The sequence below is a fragment of the Streptomyces sp. NPDC008086 genome, assembly GCF_042957325.1.
In the GTDB taxonomy this organism is placed as follows: domain Bacteria; phylum Actinomycetota; class Actinomycetes; order Streptomycetales; family Streptomycetaceae; genus Streptomyces.
Genome location: NZ_JBIBIA010000006.1, coordinates 280345 through 297009, shown reverse-complemented (window position 1 = coordinate 297009; position 16665 = coordinate 280345). Strand labels below are relative to the sequence as shown.

The 16665-nt window shown below is 72.2% G+C and carries 15 protein-coding genes; 5 read left to right on the top strand and 10 right to left on the bottom strand.

What is annotated here, in order from left to right:
- Positions 1–10: 10 nt before the first annotated feature.
- Positions 11–1324 (bottom strand): MFS transporter, encoded by a 1314-nt coding sequence (locus tag ACFZBP_RS22735; RefSeq protein ID WP_391415561.1) that lies wholly within the window; start codon positions 1322–1324, stop codon positions 11–13.
- A gap of 71 nt (positions 1325–1395) precedes the next feature.
- Here ACFZBP_RS22735 and ACFZBP_RS22730 point away from each other — a divergent pair, with 71 nt between their 5' ends.
- The gene (locus ACFZBP_RS22730; protein ID WP_383447481.1) at positions 1396–2436 is read left to right on the top strand and encodes a GlxA family transcriptional regulator; all 1041 of its coding nucleotides are present in this window, start codon (positions 1396–1398) and stop codon (positions 2434–2436) included.
- Here the strand turns inward: ACFZBP_RS22730 and ACFZBP_RS22725 are convergent.
- The 4 genes from ACFZBP_RS22725 to ACFZBP_RS22710 all read right to left on the bottom strand — a co-directional run bounded on the left by ACFZBP_RS22725 (position 2344) and on the right by ACFZBP_RS22710 (position 6948).
- A complete protein-coding gene (locus tag ACFZBP_RS22725; RefSeq protein ID WP_391415558.1) occupies positions 2344–3597 on the bottom strand; it encodes an MFS transporter in 1254 nt (417 codons plus the stop codon). The genes ACFZBP_RS22730 and ACFZBP_RS22725 overlap by 93 nt on opposite strands.
- Positions 3598–3734: 137 nt before the next feature.
- Positions 3735–4784, bottom strand: coding sequence for an alcohol dehydrogenase catalytic domain-containing protein (locus tag ACFZBP_RS22720; RefSeq protein ID WP_391415556.1), 1050 nt, complete (start codon positions 4782–4784; stop codon positions 3735–3737).
- Complete coding sequence (locus ACFZBP_RS22715) at positions 4784–5929, bottom strand: acyl-CoA dehydrogenase family protein (protein WP_383447473.1); 1146 nt, start codon at positions 5927–5929, stop codon at positions 4784–4786. The genes ACFZBP_RS22720 and ACFZBP_RS22715 overlap by 1 nt, the downstream gene beginning before the upstream one ends.
- A 104-nt stretch (positions 5930–6033) precedes the next feature.
- Entirely contained in the window at positions 6034–6948 is a 915-nt protein-coding gene (locus ACFZBP_RS22710) for an SDR family oxidoreductase (RefSeq protein ID WP_383447470.1), read from the bottom strand.
- A gap of 96 nt (positions 6949–7044) precedes the next feature.
- Here ACFZBP_RS22710 and ACFZBP_RS22705 point away from each other — a divergent pair, with 96 nt between their 5' ends.
- Positions 7045–7971 (top strand): cyclase family protein, encoded by a 927-nt coding sequence (locus ACFZBP_RS22705; protein WP_383447466.1) that lies wholly within the window; start codon positions 7045–7047, stop codon positions 7969–7971.
- Between the two features lie 482 nt (positions 7972–8453).
- On the opposite strand, the gene ACFZBP_RS22700 is transcribed toward ACFZBP_RS22705, so the two are convergent.
- The 3 genes from ACFZBP_RS22700 to ACFZBP_RS22690 form a co-directional block, all read right to left on the bottom strand.
- Positions 8454–8915: an ATP-binding protein gene (locus tag ACFZBP_RS22700; protein ID WP_383448509.1), complete on the bottom strand. Its 462-nt coding sequence runs from the start codon at positions 8913–8915 to the stop codon at positions 8454–8456.
- A gap of 508 nt (positions 8916–9423) precedes the next feature.
- A complete protein-coding gene (locus ACFZBP_RS22695; RefSeq protein ID WP_391415552.1) occupies positions 9424–10305 on the bottom strand; it encodes an acyl-CoA dehydrogenase family protein in 882 nt (293 codons plus the stop codon).
- A 3-nt stretch (positions 10306–10308) separates the two neighbouring features.
- Positions 10309–11442 carry an acyl-CoA dehydrogenase family protein gene (locus tag ACFZBP_RS22690; RefSeq protein WP_383447457.1) on the bottom strand — a complete coding sequence of 378 codons (1134 nt, stop codon included), beginning with the start codon at positions 11440–11442 and terminating at the stop codon, positions 10309–10311.
- Between the two features lie 124 nt (positions 11443–11566).
- Between ACFZBP_RS22690 and ACFZBP_RS22685 the strand changes: the two genes are divergently transcribed.
- Positions 11567–13072, top strand: coding sequence for a class I adenylate-forming enzyme family protein (locus tag ACFZBP_RS22685; protein WP_383447454.1), 1506 nt, complete (start codon positions 11567–11569; stop codon positions 13070–13072).
- A gap of 12 nt (positions 13073–13084) precedes the next feature.
- On the opposite strand, the gene ACFZBP_RS22680 is transcribed toward ACFZBP_RS22685, so the two are convergent.
- The gene (locus ACFZBP_RS22680; RefSeq protein ID WP_383447452.1) at positions 13085–13597 is read right to left on the bottom strand and encodes an EF-hand domain-containing protein; all 513 of its coding nucleotides are present in this window, start codon (positions 13595–13597) and stop codon (positions 13085–13087) included.
- A gap of 162 nt (positions 13598–13759) precedes the next feature.
- The gene (locus tag ACFZBP_RS22675; protein WP_062722412.1) at positions 13760–14140 is read right to left on the bottom strand and encodes an STAS domain-containing protein; all 381 of its coding nucleotides are present in this window, start codon (positions 14138–14140) and stop codon (positions 13760–13762) included.
- A 368-nt stretch (positions 14141–14508) separates the two neighbouring features.
- On the opposite strand from ACFZBP_RS22675, the gene ACFZBP_RS22670 reads away from it, so the two are divergent.
- Together ACFZBP_RS22670 and ACFZBP_RS22665 are read left to right on the top strand one after the other, a co-directional pair.
- Entirely contained in the window at positions 14509–15096 is a 588-nt protein-coding gene (locus ACFZBP_RS22670; RefSeq protein ID WP_391415549.1) for a sigma-70 family RNA polymerase sigma factor, read from the top strand.
- 167 nt (positions 15097–15263) lie between these two features.
- Complete coding sequence (locus ACFZBP_RS22665) at positions 15264–16547, top strand: zf-HC2 domain-containing protein (protein ID WP_391416086.1); 1284 nt, start codon at positions 15264–15266, stop codon at positions 16545–16547.
- The last annotated feature ends 118 nt before the right edge of the window (positions 16548–16665 follow it).

The following is a 16665-nucleotide window of genomic DNA, read 5'->3' as shown; positions in this document are numbered from 1 at the left end:
GAAACACTCCCTAGACCGCCACCGTCGACACGGGAGCCGTCCGCCGCCGGATCACCAGCGCCATCAGCGCCGCCGCCGCGCACAGGGCACCCGACGCGTACCAGACCACGTCGTACGCGCCGAAGACATCGCGCGCGACCCCGCCGAGGACGGCCACCAGCGCCGCTCCGACCTGGTGGGAGGCGAGGACCCAGCCGAAGACGATCGCGCTGTCCTCGCCGTACTGCTCCCGGCACAGGGCGACGGTGGGCGGGACGGTGGCGACCCAGTCGAGGCCGTAGAAGACGATGAAGAAGAGCATCGGCGGGTGCACGCTCGGCGCGAGCAGCATCGGCAGGAAGAGGAGCGAGACGCCGCGCAGGGCGTAGTAGACCGCGAGCAGACGGCGGGCGTCGAAGCGGTCGGTGAGCCAGCCGGAGGCGATCGTGCCGATCACGTCGAACACGCCGATGACCGCGAGCAGCGAGGCGGCGGCCGGGACGGGCATGCCGTGGTCGTGGGCGGCGGGCACGAAGTGGGTCTGGACGAGGCCGTTGGTGGAGGCGCCGCAGATCGCGAAGGTGCCGGCGAGCAGCCAGAAGGGGCCAGTGCGGGCGGCCTTGAGCAGCACCGTGACGGCGCGGCGGGCGGCACCCGGCACCGGGGGCGGCTTGGGCACGAACTCCTTCGCGCCGTACGGCTTCAGGGCGACGTCGGCCGGGTGGTCGCGCAGCAGCAGGAGGACGAAGGGGACGACGGCGAGGGCCGCGAGGGAGACCGTGACGGCGGCCGGGCGCCATTTGCCGTCGTCGACCATCAGGGCCATGAGAGGCAGGAAGATCAGCTGGCCGGAGGCCGAGGCGGCGGTGAGGATGCCGGTGACCAGACCGCGCCGCTCGGTGAACCAGCGGTTGGTGACGGTCGCGGCGAAGGCCAGCGCCATCGAGCCGGTGCCGAGGCCCACCAGCAGGCCCCAGCACAGCAGCAGCTGCCAGGCCGCCGTCATCCAGACCGTGAGGCCCGAGCCGAGCGCGATCAGGACGAGCGCGCAGGCGACCACGCGCCGGATGCCGAAGCGGTCCATCAGCGCGGCGGCGAACGGGGCGGTGAGGCCGTAGAGGGCCAGGTTGATGGAGACGGCGGCGCCGATCGTGCCGCGCGACCAGCCGAACTCCTCGTGCAGCGGGTCGATGAGCAGCCCCGGCAGGGAGCGGAAGGCGGCGGCGCCGAGGATGGTCACGAAGGCGACGGCGGCGACGAACCAGGCGCGATGGACGCGGGGACGGCCCGGCGTCGGCGGGGACTGGTCGACGGTGGCGGCGGAGGCTTCGGTTGTCTGCGTCACGACAACGAGCTTCGGGCCTGCGCCGCCACGAAGCCATTGGCCCGAAGGACAGCATTCGTTAGGATCGGGCCATGAGCAGTGAACCGGAGCATGAGGAGCGCGAACCGGAGTTCCGCCCGCACCGCGTCGTCGTCCTGGCCCTGGACGGCCTGCTCCCCTTCGAGCTGGGCATCCCGCACCGCATCTTCGGCCGCCCCAGGGACGCGCTGGGGCGGCTCCTGTACGAGGTCGTCACCTGCTCGATCCGGCCGCCCGGCCCGGTGCAGACGGACGCCGACTTCGCCATCCAGGTGGAACACGGGCCACGGACCCTGGCCACCGCCGACACCGTGATCGTCCCGGCGTCGTACGAACTCGGCCCGGTCTTCGAGGAGGGCGTGCTGACCGACGAGCTGGCCGCCGCGCTCGCCCACGTCCGCCCCGGCACCCGGCTCGCCTCCATCTGCACGGGTGTCTACGTCCTGGCCGCCGCCGGTCTGCTCGACGGCCGCCCGGCCACCACGCACTGGGCCGACGCCGAGCGCTTCCAGCGGCTGTTCCCGAAGGTCGAGGTCGACGCGGACGTCCTGTTCATCGACGACGGCGACGTGCTGACCTCGGCCGGTGTCGCGGCCGGGATCGACCTGTGCCTCCACATGGTCCGCCGCGACCACGGCACGGCCGTCGCCAACGAGGTGGCCCGCCGCACCGTCGTACCGCCCCACCGGGACGGCGGCCAGGCCCAGTACATCCACCGCCCGGTCCCCGACCCGCAGCAGGCGTCCACGACCACCGCCCGCGCCTGGGCCCTGGGCCGTCTCCACGAGCCGATCCAGCTGCGGGACATGGCGGACCAGGAGGCCATGTCGGTGCGCACCTTCACCCGCCGCTTCCGCGAGGAGGTCGGCATCAGCCCCGGCCAGTGGCTCACCCAGCAACGGGTCGAACGCGCCCGCCACCTCCTGGAGTCCACGGGCCTGTCGGTCGACCAGGTGGCCAGGGACGCCGGTTTCGGTACGGCCCAGTCGATGCGCCAGCACCTACAGGCTGCGCTCGGCGTCACACCCACCAGCTACCGGCGCACCTTCCGCGCCGCGAACAACGCCGACGTCCAGGTCACCAGCGGCACTTGAGCGGTCCCGGCGGGCCTCCCCCCACCAGCCGAGCGCCGTCAGCAGCAGGGTCACCGCCACCCCGGCCAGAATCGCCGTGGACGGCGCCACCACCTGGAGCAGACCGCCGGCGAGGGAACCCGTCGCCGCGTAGCCCGCGCCCGCCGCCGCGTACATCATGGCGTAGCCCGCGGCCAGGATGCCGGGCGGCAGGGCCTCGCGCAGCGACAGGTTGCGGGTGATCAGCGCGCCGGACTGCACGGTGCCCGCGAGGACGAGGGCCACCGCGATCCCGGCCGCGCCCGGTATCAGCGCGGCGAGCGTCACGAACACCGACATCACGCACATCAGCACCACACTGCGATTGCGCAGCCGTCCCGGCCACGACCGCATGCCGTACAGGAACGCCCCGAGCCCCGCGCCCACGGCCATGCCCGCCAGCATCGGCCCGGACCAGCCGACGCCGATACCGCGCTGTTCCAGCAGGGCGGGCAGGGTGAGTTCGGCGAGGCCGAGGAGGGTGAGGCTGGCCGCGCCCGTGACGTACACCGGCCAGGCGCGTATCAGCACGCGGGTCTTCGTCCGGCCCGCCTCCTCGTCCTGTTCGCCCTTGGCCCAGCCCGCGGGCAGCAGCCAGTGGCCGGTGATCGACGCCGCCATGAGGACGGCCGCGAGGAGCAGCGGCACCCGGGGCGCCACCCCGAGGGCGAGGCCGGCGACCGCGACCGGGGAAACGGCCCACACGCCGGACATCAGCATCGACTCGATGGACAGCGCCTGCGCCACGGCCCGCTCCGGGACCAGTGAGGTCAGCAGCGCCCGCTGGCCACCGGCGACCGCCGCGGGTGCCGCACCGGCCAGGAACGCGAACGCCCCCAGTACGACCGGATGCGCCCCGGCCAGCACCCCGAGTCCCACGAACCCGACCGTCCCGCCCGCGAGCCCGAGCGCCAGGTGCCGTCGGCCGCGAGCCGGGTCCAGCCGCATCCCGAGGACCGGGGCGCCGAGGATCTCCCCGAGCACATAGGCCGCCGCGAGAGCCGCGCCCAGGGTGTAGCCGCCGGGCCGCTCCCGCACCAGGAACACCAGCGCCAACGGCGTCATGGCGACCGGCATGCGGGAGGCGACGGCGGTGCAGGCCCAGATCAGGACCTGCCTGGAGGCGACGTCTCGATAGGTCATGGGATGACGGTAGGCGCCGCCACTGACAACACGGCAGCCGATTTCCGGGCCTGTGGAAAACGTGTAAACGCGTCGCCGGCGGGCGTCGTGAGGCCAGGAAGCCTCGGCTCGATGACGCCCGCCCAGCAACAGGGCCCTCAGAAAGTGAGCACTCCGCGAGCCACCTTCCCCGCCTCCGCGTCCGCCGCGGCCCGCTCGAACTCCTCCACGGGATACGTCTGCGTCACCAGCTCGTCCAGCAACAGCCGCCCGTCCCGGTACAGGTCGGCGTACAGCGCGATGTCCCGCTGCGGCCTCGACGACCCGTACCGGCAGCCCAGGATCGACTTGTCCAGGTACATGGAGGACACGACGAAGGATGCCTCGGCTCCGGCCGGTGGAACCCCCAGCAGCACCGCCTGTCCGTGCCGGTCCAGCAGATCGACCGCCTGCCGGATGAGCTCGACCCGCCCCACGCACTCGAAGGCATGGTCGGCCCCCGTCGGCAGCAGCTCCCGCACGGCCTCGGTCGAGGTCAGGAAGTCGGTCGCCCCGAACTGCCGGGCCACCGCCTCCTTCGCCGGATTCGCGTCGACCGCGACGATCCGCAGGGCACCCGCGATCCGGGCGCCCTGAAGGACGTTGAGCCCGATGCCGCCCGTACCGATCACGACCACGCTGTCCCCGCGGTCCACCTTCGCCCGGTTGAGGACGGCCCCCACTCCCGTCAGCACCCCGCACCCGATCAGCGCGGCGGACGGCAGGGGGATGTCCTTCGGGATCCGCACCACCTGCACGGCCTTGACCACGGTCCGTTCCGCGAACGCGGAGTTGGACGCGAACTGGAACACCGCCTGCTCACCCCGCCGGAACGGCCGCCCCGGCCGCCCTATGGCGTGCCGGCACATGGTCGGCCGCCCCCGGTCGCAGTCGGCGCACACACCGCAGTTGGCCAGCGTGGACAGGGCCACATGGTCTCCGGGCAGGACATGGGTGACGCCCACACCCACCGCTTCCACGACTCCCGCACCCTCATGGCCGAGCACCACAGGAACAGGGAAAGGTATGGTCCCGTCCACCACCGACAGATCGCTGTGACACAACCCGGCCGCCGAGATGGCGACCAGCACCTCGCCCGGCCCGGGGTCCCGCACCTCCAGATCGTCCACGACCTCGACCCGCTTGCCGTCGTACATCACCGCGCGCATCAGACGACCCCCTTGGGCTCCCTGGGCAGACCGAGCACCCGCTCGGCGATGATCGTGCGCTGAACCTGGTCCGATCCCCCGTAGATCGTGTCGGCGCGCGAGAAGAGGAACAGATGCTGCGCGTCGTCGAGTTCGTACGGCGTCGAGGGCGTCCACTCCCGCGGTCCCACGCCCGCCGCGGCGCCCCGCACCTGTATCGCCAGCTCTCCGAGCCGCTGATGCCAGCCGCCCCACAGCAGCTTCGCCACACTCGGCGCCCCCGGGCCACCCGAACCCCCCAACGTCCGCAGCGCGTTCCACCGCATCACCCGCAACTCGGCCCACTGCCGCACCAGCCGGTCCCGCAGCACCGGATCCCGCACCGCACCGGATCGCACCGCCATGCCCACGACCCGCGCCAACTCCCCCGCGAACCCGATCTGCTGGGCGAGCGTGGACACCCCCCGCTCGAACCCGAGCAGGCTCATGGCGACCTTCCACCCCGCGCCCTCGCCACCGACGACATGCTCCGCGTGCGCGCCGTCGAAGAAGACCTCGTTGAAGTCACTGGTCCCGGTCATCTGCCGGATGGGCCGCACCTCGATGCGCCCCGGCTGGTCCATCGGGACCAGCAGAAAGCTCAGGCCGTGATGCCGACGCGACTCCGGCTCGGTGCGCGCCAGCACGAAGCACCAGTCCGCCTCATGGGCCAGGGAGGTCCAGATCTTCTGCCCGGTGACCCGGAACGCCCCGTCCGAGGCCCGCTCGGCCCTGGTCCGCACCCCGGCGAGGTCCGACCCCGCCCCGGGTTCGCTGTACCCCTGGCACCACAGCTCCTCCCCGAGCGCGATCGGCGGCAGAAAGCGCGCCTTCTGCTCCTCACTCCCGTGCGCCAGCAGCGTCGGCGCCAACAACTTCTCCCCGATATGCCCGGACCGCGGCGGCGCCCCGGACCGCGCGTACTCCTCGGCCCACACCACTTGCTGAGTAAGCGTGGCAACCCGGTTCCCGAACCCACCCTCCCCCCACCCGAGCCCGATCCACCCGGCTTTCCCGAGGGCCCGTTCCCAGGTCCGACGGTCCTGAGCGCCTGCGACATGCTCGGAGAGCCACGCCCGCGCGTCCATGCGGAACGCCTCATCCTCAGCGCCGAACGCAAAGTCCACTGCCCTCTCCTCTCAACGCCGGACAACTGCAACCCCCTCAGGGGCGCGGGGAACTGCGCGACCAGCCCCAACACACCCGCAGCCGCCCACAACCAAGCCCCGAGCTATTGGGCGTTCGGCCGAGACCCCAACCGTGCGGCCCTCTCCATCCCCTCCACCCGCTCCAACATCGGCATCGGATCCACCCCCACCGACCCCGGCAACACCTCAGCGATCCGCTCCGGCGTCCAGGAACCCTCGGCATAGGCGGAGCGCAGCTCCCGCGGCTGCGCCCACACCGCGATCTTCGCCCCGGCGACGGTGTACACCTGCCCCGTCACCCCGTACTCCCGAGCCGAGTCCGACAGCAGATACACCACCAACGCCGCCACATCCTCCGGCTCCCCGATCTCGGCGAGCTCCATGGGCACGTTGGCCGACATCCGCGTACGAGCGACCGGCGCCACCGCGTTCGCGGTCACCCCGTACTTGTGCAGCCCCAGCGCGGCGCTCCGCACGAGCGAGATGATCCCGCCCTTCGCCGCGCTGTAGTTGGCCTGCGAGACCGACCCCTGATGATTCCCGCTGGTGAACCCGATCAGGGTCCCCGCCCGCTGCCGCCGCATCACCGCCGACGCGGCCCGGAACACGGTGAACGTCCCCTTCAGATGAGTGGCGACCACCGGATCCCACTCCTCCTCGGTCATGTTGAACAGCATCCGCTCGCGCAGGATCCCGGCGACGCACACGACCCCGTCGAGCCGACCGTACGACGACAGCGCGACGTCCACGACCCGCTGCCCGCCGGCCATGGTGGACACGTCGTCGGCGACGGCGACCGCTTCGCCGCCCGCCGCCTCGATCTCCTTGACGACGGCCTCGGCGACCTCGCTCGTGGGCGAGGCGCCGTCCACCGACACCCCGTAGTCGTTGACGACGACCCGCGCCCCCTCGGCGGCGGCCGCGAGCGCGACGGCCCGTCCGATCCCCCGCCCCGCGCCCGTCACGGCGACGACCTTGCCTGCCAAGAAGTTCCCCATGCCCCGGCCCCTTCCCGCAGTTTCTGACGGTCCGTTAGATTCGACTCGATTCTACGACCCGTCAGATACGCGGAGACAAGCCCCGGGGAGGGACTCATGTCACTGCCGGACGCGTTCCACGACATCGCCAAGCGCGTGAACAACTGGGGCCGTTGGGGTGCCGACGACGAGATCGGCACCCTGAACCTCATCACCGACGAGGTGGTCCGCGAGGCGGCCGCCTGCGTCCGCAGCGGCCGTCGCGTCCCGCTCGCGCTGCCCCTTCAGCAGGACGGCGTGCAGACCGGGATGATCCCGGGGCGGGTGAACCCGCTGCACACCATGGTGCAGATCAACCAGGAGCTGTTCGGCCCGGGAACCGTCGCGTGCAGCGACGACGCCGTGACCATGGGCCTGCAGGCCGCCACCCACTGGGACGCCCTCACCCATGTCTCGCACTCGGGCCGGATCTACAACGGCCGCCCCGCCGGCACCATCACCCCGCACGGCGGCGCCGAGTTCAGCGGCATCGACAAGGCGCGGCACATCGTCTCGCGCGGGGTGCTGCTGGACGTGGCCCGCGCGCGTGGCGTCCCGCGGCTCGACGGCGGGCACGCGGTCACGCCGGAGGACCTGGAGGCGGCCGAGGAACTGGCGGGCACGCGCGTGCGTGTCGGCGACATCGTGCTCGTACGGACGGGGCAGGTCCAGGTGTATCTCGCGGGCGATAAGCACGCGTACGGCTATCCCTCGCCGGGTCTGTCGATCCGTACGCCCGAGTGGTTCCACGCGCGCGACGTGGCGGCCGTGGCCAATGACACGCTCACGTTTGAGATCTTTCCGCCGGAGACGGAGGATTTGTGGCTGCCGGTGCACGCGCTCGACCTGGTCGAGATGGGGATGCTCCAGGGGCAGAACTGGAATCTCGAAGAGTTGTCCACAGCCTGTGGAGAAGCGGGCCGGTACGCGTTCCTGCTGTCCGCGATGCCCGAGCCGTTCGTCGGCGGCACGGGGACTCCCGTCGCACCCGTGGCCCTGCTCTGAGCCCTTCCACGAGGTCGGCTGGCGGCGCGGCTTCCCCACTCCCGGCTACCGCCCGAGCAGGGGGTGCCCCCATCCGCCCCGAGCACGGCACCGCGCGCCGCCATCCGACTCCGGCGTACCCGCCCCGGCCCTCCTGGCCCTCGGAGAACGACGCCGAATCACGACCCACACTCGGCGAGGGCCTCCGTCACCGAAGCCCTCGTCGTCCCCTCGCGGCGAATCGCTGACCACAAGCGTGATCAACCGGACACGCGGCGTCAACACCCGGTCGGGGATTTGTTACTTACGCCCTATTTGCAGAAGGCCGCGCACGGAAGCATGCCCGGGCGCACCGAAGCTCCTCGGAACCGGGCGGGCAGCGCCCCCTGCAACCGTGCACCGGATCCGGCGGAATGGTCACGCCGCGCGCCCGTCACACCGCTTCACATGCGTCAGCGCATCCGTGCGCCCGTCACACCGCCGCACAGACACCTGTACGGACGTCACACCGCCTCGTACGCGAGCCCTTCGTACGCCGACACTCCGCTCCCGTAGGCGGAGGCGGACGTCGACGACTCCGCGCCGCGGTCCAGTTCGCACCAGATGCGCTTGCCGGCACCCTCGGCGCTCCAGCCCCACCGGTCCGCGAGACCGTCGACGAGGGCGAGTCCACGGCCGCCGGTGGCGTCACCGTCGGCACACCGGGGCACCGGCGCCCGGCCGCTGCGGTCGGCCACCTCGAGCCGTACGGTGGCGTGGTCCTGGGCCACGCCCGGCAGGGAGAGTCGGAGCACGGCCGGACAGCCGGTGTGCACCACGGCGTTGGTGACCAGTTCGGAGACGAGCAGGATCAGCGTCTCGGCGAGCGGCTCGTCGACCTCTATCCCGGACCCGGCGAGCCGCGAGCGTGCCCACCGCCGGGCTCGCCCCACCTCAGCGGGGTCGGGCCGGATCTCCAGCTGCACTTGAAGCACCTGCACCGCTCACACCATCCGAACCGGCGGACACATAGCCCCGCGCCTCACGAGGGCCACGATCCTAGCCATTCTTTTCATGGCCAGAACAATGGCCAAAGCCAGGGTCACGGAACGTGAATCCCTTAGCTGACAGCATGGTTGACGTACAGTCACCCCAACAAGCGCTTCGGGCATATTCCAGCGCGAAGGAGTACCCCTGCGGCATACTGTGCGACGCTTGTCGTGGGGAGTCGAACAGGCGGGGACAGAACGCCCTCCCGCCCTGCGAACAGCGGCGCGCACCGCCGGATCCGGAGCCGCCTCAAGGGCAACTCCGGGATGGCTCGTGCTCGGAACCACTCGCATCTCACACAAGGTACCGGAGCGGACGGCCGACTCCAGGCCGTGACGAGTCACGCGTAGGACACAACCCGATATCAACGCTCCGTAATTCCGGTATGCCACAATCCGCGACATCCGCGCCGGGGACGTCGGCGACACCGCAGACCAGCGACCTTCAGGCCGGATCCGCGAGAAGTTCGGCAGCGAGATTCTCCTCACTCTCCGTAGTGGACCCCGCACGATGGGTTCGCACCCACGCCCGCTTCAGATGCAGGTGGACCTCGAACTCCCAGGTGAACCCCATGCCGCCGTGCACCTGGAGGCAGTCGCGGGCACCGCGCACGGCGGCCTCGTCGGCGAGCAGGCGTGCGGTGTCGATGTCCGCCGGGTCGGCCGTGACGGCCGCCGCGTAGACGGCGGCACGGGCCGTCTCCGTCCGCACCAGCATCTCCGCGCACAGATGCTTCACCGCCTGGAAGGCCCCGATCGGCCGCCCGAACTGCTCACGCGTCCGGGCGTGTTGCACGGCCAGCTCGCACGCGCGTGTGGCGCTGCCCAACTGTTCGGCCGCGGTGAGGAGTACGGCGACGGGCGGCATGCCCATGCCGCTGGGGACCCGGTGCAGCGGCGTCAGCGGGTCGACCGACCGCAGCGGTACGGCCCCCACCGCGCCCCCGTCCCCCCGAACGACGTCGGCCTGCGCGAGCCACTCCGCCAGCCCGTTCCCGACGGCCGTCACGACCGTCTCCCCGGTGGCCGCGCCGGGTACCGCGCCCGCCGCGAGGTGGGTGGCCACGAGCGGCCCCGGTAGCAGCGCCCGCCCCGCCTCCTCGAAGGCCAACACCGCCTCGGGCAGCCCGAGTCCGACGCCACCGCGCGCCTCCGGCAGCCGTAGCGCGAAGAACCCGGCGGCGCCGAGCTCGCGCCACAGCGCCCGGTCCAGGCGGCCGGGCTCCTCGACGGCGGCCCTGAGCGCCTCCGGGCCGAAACGCCGCGTAAGCATCTCCCGTACGCCGTCGCGCAACGCGGCCTGGTCGTCGGTCAGTTGGAAGCGCATCCGTCACCGCCCCTTCGGCAGCCCGAGGATCCGCTCGGCCACGATGTTCCGCTGGATCTGCGAGGTGCCGGCGGCGATGGTGTACGACAGCGAGGACAGCCGGTCGAGCACCCACGGCCGGTCGAGGTCGAGGGACTCGGGCCCCAGGACGTCGGCGGCGGCGTCGTAGAGCTCCTGGCGGGCGTGCGAATACCTCAGTTTGAAAACCGAACCCCCGACGCCGGGCACCCCTCCGCTCAGTTCCGCCTCGCTCACGTTCCACTGCGTCAGTCGCCACAGCGCCCGGAACTCGGCGTTCAGCCGCCCGAGCCGGCGCCGGAGTGCGGGATCGTCCCAGCGTCCGTTCTTGCGGGACTCGACGGCGAGTTCGCGCAGCGCGCGCCGGCACGCGACGACCTCGCCGACGAAGGCCGTACCGCGCTCGAAGGACAGGGTCACCATGGTCACGCGCCAGCCGTCGTTCTCGTCCCCGACCCGGTTGGCGACCGGCACCCGCACCTCGTCGAGGAACACCTCGGCGAACTCGGCCGACCCGGCGAGGGTCCGCAGCGGCCGTACGGTGACGCCCGGCGCGTCCATGGGCATGGCCAGCCAGCTGATCCCGCGGTGCCTGGGCGCGTCGGGGTCGGTGCGGACCAACAGTTCGCACCAGTCGGCCACTTCGGCGTGGGAGGTCCAGATCTTGGACCCGGTCACCACATAGTGGTCACCGTCCCTACGCGCGCGCGTGCGCAGCGCCGCGAGGTCGGATCCGGCGTCCGGTTCGCTGAAGCCCTGGCACCAGACCTCGTCCCCGCGCAGGATCGGCGGCAGCCAGCGCTCCCGCTGCCCGGGGGTGCCCTCGGCCGCGATGGTCGGCCCCGCGTGTAGCAGCCCGACGAAGTTGGCCCCCACATAGGGTGCGCCCGCCTTCTCGGTCTCCTCCAGGAAGATCAGCCGCAGGGTCGGGGAGGCGCCCCAGTGGACCTCGCCGTACCCCGCGTCGTACAGCCTGCGCTGCCAGCCGAGGTCGTAGGCGCGGCGTCCCGGCCAGTCGTCGGGCGACGGCTTCGGCGGGAGCGCCGCAAGGGCCTGGCCCAGCCACTGCCGCAGCCGCGCCCGGAACTCCTCCTCCTCGGGCGTGTCCGTGAGGTTCATCCACCACCTGCCTGACGATCCGTCAGATTCATCCGCAGGCTAGCCCCGCACCCCTGGACCGACAAGGCACCGGGCCTTACGCTCTCCGCACGATCTGACACATCGTCAGCATTAGGGGGTCGTCGTGAACGCCACCGCACACGCCCTGAGTTCCTCGCGCACACTCTGGGAACTGGTCGCACGCCGTGCCGAGCTGACCCCCGACCGCCCCGCTCTCCTCCAGGACGACCGCACCCTGTCCTTCGGCGACCTGCGCGCGCGTGCCGAGCGCGTGGCGGCCGGCCTGTACGACATGGGCGTACGCCCCGGCACGGTCGTCGCCTGGCAGCTGCCCACCCGCTTCGAGACGGCCCTGCTGTCCTTCGCGCTGGCCCGCCTCGGCGCCGTGCAGTCGCCGGTCATCCCGTTCTACCGGGACCGCGAAGTCGGTTTCGCGCTGCGGGAGTCGAAGGCGGAGTTCTTCGCGGTGCCCGGCGTGTGGCGGGGCTTCGACCACACCGCGATGGCGCGACGGCTGGGCGCGAAGGGGGTCTTCGAGGCGTACGACACCCTGCCCGACGGCGATCCGTCGGACCTGCCCCCACCGCCCGCCGAGGGCACCTCGGTGCGCTGGATCTACTGGACCTCGGGCACGACGTCCGACCCCAAGGGCGTACTGCACACCGACCGCTCGCTGATCGCGGGCGGCTCCTGCCTGGCGCACGCGCTGCGTCCGACGGCCGAGGACATCGGGTCGATCGCCTTCCCGTACGCGCACATAGGCGGCCCGGACTACATGGTGATGGTCCTGCTGTACGGCTTCCCCGCGGTGATGTTCGAGCAGTTCGCGCTGCCGGAGGCACTGGAGGGCTACCGCCGGCACGGTGTGACGATCGCCGGCGGGTCGACGGCGTTCTACTCGATGTTCCTGAACGAGCAGCGCAGGCAGCCGGACGGCACGAAGGCGGTGCCCTCACTGCGGCTGCTGGCGGGCGGCGGGGCGCCGAAGCCGCCGGAGCTGTACCACTCCGTGGTGCGCGAGATGGGGGTGCGGCTCACCCACGGGTACGGCATGACCGAGGTGCCGATGATCACGATGGGGGCGCCGGACGACACGGCGGAGAACCTGGCGACGACGGAGGGACGGCCGCCGCGGGAGATGGAGATACGGATCGTCGAGGGGGAGGTGCGGCTGCGCGGGGAGGCGGTGTGCCAGGGCTATCTGGACCCGGCGCAGACGGCGGCGGCCTTCGACGAGGAGGGGTTCCTGCGGACCGGCGACCTCGGGCACCTCACCGACAGCGGGCATCTGGTGCTGACGGGGCGCCTCAAGGACGTGATCATCCGCAAGGGCGAGAACATCTCGGCCAAGGAGATCGAGGATCTGCTGCACCGGCATCCCGCGGTGGGGGACGTCGCCGTGATCGGCCTGCCGGACCCGGAGCGCGGGGAACGGGTGTGCGCGGTCGTCGAGCAGCCGGCGGGCGCCGGGCCGCTGACGCTGGAGGCGCTGACGTCGTATCTGCGCGGGGAAGGGCTGTCCACGCACAAGCTGCCGGAGCAGTTGGAGGTGGTGGACGCCCTGCCGCGCAACGACACCCTGCGGAAGGTGCTCAAGTACAGGCTCAGGGAGCGCTTCTCGGGTGCGTAGGGATCGCGGGGATCACTCGGGGACGGTGAAGTAGCGGGCGAACGCGGTGATGATCTCGCCCTCGGCCACCTTGCCGTCGCCGTCGGCGTCGAGCGAGGCGGCGGCCGCCTGAGCGACCTCCGGCTGGACGCCGAGGCAGCCGAGCACGCGCACGGTGTCGGCCACCGTGGCGGCTCCGTCACCGTCGGAGTCGGCCAGGTCGAGGGCGGCGTGCAGGAAGGGGCGGGCGATCTCGGCGAACCGGTCCGGGTTGTCCCGCAGCCGCTTGACCGCGCCGTTCACGAACTCCTCGCGGGTGATGCGCTGGTCACCGTCCCGGTCCGCGATTCCGGCCATGCCCTGCCAGAACGCCTCCGCGCCGCCGTACAGCGCCTGGCCCTTGTCGGACCGGGCGGCGATGCCGAACTCCGCGAGCAGCGCCTTGGCCGCCGCGCTGAAGTCCTCCCGGTCGATATAGCCGTTGCCGTCCTGGTCGAAGGTGGCGAACCGGGCGGCGCTCCGGCGCTCGTACTCGCTGCTGACCATGTCTTATCGGGCCGCCTTACGTCACGTGGAATGCGAGGCTCTCGGCCTCCCTCGGAGCGTACGACGCCGGGGGGCGTCCGGGCGCGGGAAAGCGGCGGTTGTGCCAGGACCGGGGGAATTCCGGGACAACTGTGTGGCACAACCGACGGTGATCGCGCCTGTTCAGGCCGACAGCGGCCGGGCGTCGTCCGCGACCGCCGCCGTCACGTCGGGGTAGACCTCGAAGAGCCGGCGTACTCCCAGCGCCCCGAGGACCCGGTTGACGTGCGACCCGTCCGCCGCACCCTGCGCCGGGAGTATCAGCCGCAGGCTGCCCTGGCAGGAGCGGATGAGACGGCGGGCGGCGATGAGGACGCCGACGCCGCTGGAGTCGCAGAACAGGACCTCGGACAGGTCGAGGACAAGGCTGTGGCGCCCCTCGGCCACCACGTCATGGATGTGCTGACGCATCACCGGCGAGGTCACCAGATCCAGCTCGCCGGAAACCTGGAGCACAGCCCAGTCGCCTCGCTCGCCACCGGTCACTTTCAAGGTCACCACCACGCCCCTCGCTCGCCGAACCGGAAGCGACACCTACGCTTCCTTGCAGCGCGGCTGCCCAGCGGCTGTTCCCTGAAACACCCGTCAGAAAACGGTCACCGATCAGAAAAGGCTTGTTTCAATCGCATTCGATCCTGTTCGATCGAGTCTGATCAGACGGTGGGCGGGTAGCCGCCCGGTGCGGGTCCGACCGAGGCTCCTCGCCGATCCGAGCGTGAGGCCCTCTATCACGGGAGCGAGGTGTGTCACCAGCCATGGCTCTACAAGGGGCGCACATTGCGACAAAGGGGCGTGCGCTGTCTGACGTGCCGACTACATTCGGGGGGACGGAGGACGCACGCTGGACAGGACGGACCGGTGAGGGGGGCCGTATGGCGAAGAAGGACGCACCGCCCCGCTGGGACCGCAAGATGCAGCAGCGGCTCGCCCGCGGTGAGGCGGCCGCCCTCGGTGAGCTGTACGACCGTTTCGCCTCGCTCGTCCACGGCCTCGCCCACACCGTGCTGGCCGACGAGCGCGCCGCCGACCATGTCACCCGCGACGTCTTCGCCCACGTCTGGGAGCACCCGGACAGCTACGACCCCAAGCACGGCCCGCTGCGCTCCTGGGTCGCCACGCTGACCCACCGCCTCGCCGTACAGCGGCTGCGCGCCACCGAGACCGCCGCCCTCGCCCGGGCCGGCGGCGAGGGCTCCTCCGAGGAACTGGAGCGCAAGGTGCGGCACGCCTCGGTCGCCGCCCGCGCCGACTACATCGTGCAGTCCATGCCCGTCCCCCTGCGCGCCGCCCTGGAGCTGGCCTACTTCCAGCGCCGCGACTACCGCCAGACCGCCGCCGACCTCGGCGTCACCGAGGACGAGGCCCGCCGCCGTCTCCGTCTGGGCCTGCAACTCCTCTCCACCGCCCATGACGCCGGAGCCGCGCCGGGGGCGCCGCCGGGATACGGGGGCGCTGCGTGAACGAGGCACAGCGGTTCCCGGACAAGGACCCGGACGACGATCTTGGAGAGGGCAAGGAGAGCGGCGAGGGCAGGGAGACCGGCAAGCCGGAGGGGGCCGGGGAGCCCGGGCAGATCGAGGGGAACGGGGAGGACGGCTTCGGGGACACCGCCCGCGGAGCCGACGGCATGAGCGGCGGCGGCAACGACGACGGCCGGCACCTCACCCCCGGGCCGCCCCCGGACCAGCCGCCCCACATACCGCTCCCGCGCGCCTCCGTCGAGGACACCGGACGCCCGCTGCCCACCCTGACCGACCTCGGCGAACCGGCACCGCGCCCGGCGGCACCTCTCGTTCTCGAACACCGCGTACTGAAGGCGCTGCTCGGCGCGTGGGCGCTGGCCGCCTGCTCGCCGGAGGAGACGGCGGCCGTCGAGGAACACCTCGGTGACTGCGGTGTCTGCGCGGACGAGGCGCGGCGGCTGCGCGAGGCCGTCGGCCTGCTGCATCCCGCCGAGAGCCTCGACCTGGACCCCGCCCTGCGCGCCCGCGTCCTGGAGGGCTGCCTGGAGCGGCGCCCACCGCGCATCCCGGTGCCCGGGTGGGCGACGCCGTACGACGCCGAGACGGCCCGCCTCGACGCCCTGCTCCAGGACTTCGGGGACGCCGAGTGGCACGCGCCCGTGCGGCTGCGGTGGTTCGAGAAGGACGAGCCGACCAGCCGCCGTACGACTGTCGCCGGGGTCATCGCGCATCTGCTGACGGTCGACGGGCTGGTGGCCGTCGCGCTGGGCCTGGAGGACCCGATGGGCGACGTGGCCGCGGACCGGCCGACCCCGGCCGCGCGCACGGACGCCTACTGGCGCGCCTCGCACTTCCCGCCGACCCGGGCCGTCCGCGCGCCCTGGCGGGAGCAGACGCACGCCCTGGTCCGCACGGTGTCCTTCGCCGGCGGCGACGGGGGCGGCGCGGGCAGACTCGCCGTGCCGTACGGCGACTTCGAGCTGCCGCTGCGGGACGCGATGCTGGACCGTGCCTTCGAGTGCTGGGTGCACGCGGAGGACATCGCCGAGGCGGTGGACTACCCGTACGAGCCGCCGTCCGGCAGCGATCTGCACCAGATGGTCGCCCTGGCGGCCCGCCTGCTGCCGACGGTGCTGTCGGCCCGCCGCCGCGCGGGGCTGGCCGCGCCGCCACCGGGTCGCCACCTCGCCCCCGCGGGAGAGCCCGGCCGTAGTCTCCGCCTGGAGATCGAGGGCTCGGGTGGCGGGGAGTGGCTCATCCCGCTGGACTCCCCCGCGGCGGTGGGCTCTGCCGAGCACGAGGTGGCTCACGTCGCCCTGGACGGCGCGGAGTTCTGCCGACTGGCCGCGGGGCATGTGTCTCCCGCGGAGGCCGCGGCGGGGCAGATGGGTGACCGCGCCGCGATCAAGGATGTGCTGTTGGCGGCGGCGAGCTTGAGCCGGATGTAGGGGCGGGCGGGGGCCCGTGGCCGACCGCGGCCGAGTGGGGGCTGGTCGCGCAGTTCCCCGCGCCCCTAAAACCAGGGGCGCGGTGGGGCGCGGTGCTGTATCGATCTGCGGCTCCGCC

Bases quoted from the DNA above. Each gene is read 5' to 3' on its own strand.
- ACFZBP_RS22730 (WP_383447481.1), top strand. From the start codon at position 1,396: ATGAGCAGTGAACCGGAGCATGAGGAGCGCGAACCGGAGTTCCGCCCG.
- ACFZBP_RS22725 (WP_391415558.1), bottom strand. From the start codon at position 3,597: ATGACCTATCGAGACGTCGCCTCCAGGCAGGTCCTGATCTGGGCCTGC.
- ACFZBP_RS22720 (WP_391415556.1), bottom strand. From the start codon at position 4,784: ATGCGCGCGGTGATGTACGACGGCAAGCGGGTCGAGGTCGTGGACGAT.
- ACFZBP_RS22710 (WP_383447470.1), bottom strand. From the start codon at position 6,948: ATGGGGAACTTCTTGGCAGGCAAGGTCGTCGCCGTGACGGGCGCGGGG.
- ACFZBP_RS22705 (WP_383447466.1), top strand. From the start codon at position 7,045: ATGTCACTGCCGGACGCGTTCCACGACATCGCCAAGCGCGTGAACAAC.
- ACFZBP_RS22695 (WP_391415552.1), bottom strand. From the start codon at position 10,305: ATGCGCTTCCAACTGACCGACGACCAGGCCGCGTTGCGCGACGGCGTA.
- ACFZBP_RS22690 (WP_383447457.1), bottom strand. From the start codon at position 11,442: ATGAACCTCACGGACACGCCCGAGGAGGAGGAGTTCCGGGCGCGGCTG.
- ACFZBP_RS22680 (WP_383447452.1), bottom strand. From the start codon at position 13,597: ATGGTCAGCAGCGAGTACGAGCGCCGGAGCGCCGCCCGGTTCGCCACC.
- ACFZBP_RS22670 (WP_391415549.1), top strand. From the start codon at position 14,509: ATGGCGAAGAAGGACGCACCGCCCCGCTGGGACCGCAAGATGCAGCAG.
- ACFZBP_RS22665 (WP_391416086.1), top strand. From the start codon at position 15,264: ATGAGCGGCGGCGGCAACGACGACGGCCGGCACCTCACCCCCGGGCCG.